Here is a 625-nt window from a genome sequence, read left to right on the forward strand (position 1 = left end):
GTGTACTTACCACTCCCCAGAGCATTTCGCTGTTCGTCGCGTCCTTCATCGGCTCCTAGTGCCAAGGCATCCACCGTACGCCCTTTCTACCTTGATCTAGCGTCTAAGACACACGGTCCGTTGCGGACCATATGTGAAATTGGTTTTTGATGTCTTGATGAATCTTCAGTTTTCAAGGAACAAAAGTGGAGCCTAGCGGGATCGAACCGCTGACCTCCTGCGTGCAAGGCAGGCGCTCTCCCAGCTGAGCTAAGGCCCCGTATTGGAATTGTTCATAAAAATGGTGGGCCTAAGTGGACTCGAACCACCGACCTCACGCTTATCAGGCGTGCGCTCTAACCGGCTGAGCTATAGGCCCTCATAGAGAGGTTTTGGTCTCTCAAAACTGAACGATGGGCAATGCCACACGGGCATTTTCCTTAGAAAGGAGGTGATCCAGCCGCACCTTCCGATACGGCTACCTTGTTACGACTTCACCCCAATCATCTGCCCCACCTTCGGCGGCTGGCTCCTTACGGTTACCTCACCGACTTCGGGTGTTGCAAACTCTCGTGGTGTGACGGGCGGTGTGTACAAGACCCGGGAACGTATTCACCGCAGTATGCTGACCTGCGATTACTAGCGA

2 tRNA genes and 2 rRNA genes are annotated in these 625 nt (G+C 53.8%); all 4 read right to left on the bottom strand.

Annotation, left to right across the window (positions count from 1 at the left end):
- Positions 1-97, bottom strand: a 23S ribosomal RNA gene (locus tag KNP04_RS15295); the annotation flags it as partial.
- 89 nt (positions 98-186) lie between these two features.
- Positions 187-259, bottom strand: a tRNA-Ala gene (locus KNP04_RS15300).
- Between the two features lie 22 nt (positions 260-281).
- A tRNA-Ile gene (locus tag KNP04_RS15305) sits at positions 282-358 on the bottom strand.
- 65 nt (positions 359-423) lie between these two features.
- Positions 424-625 (bottom strand): 16S ribosomal RNA (locus KNP04_RS15310); the annotation flags it as partial.

The organism is Exiguobacterium sp. CH10 (assembly GCF_018617635.1).
In the GTDB taxonomy this organism is placed as follows: domain Bacteria; phylum Bacillota; class Bacilli; order Exiguobacteriales; family Exiguobacteriaceae; genus Exiguobacterium; species Exiguobacterium aestuarii_A.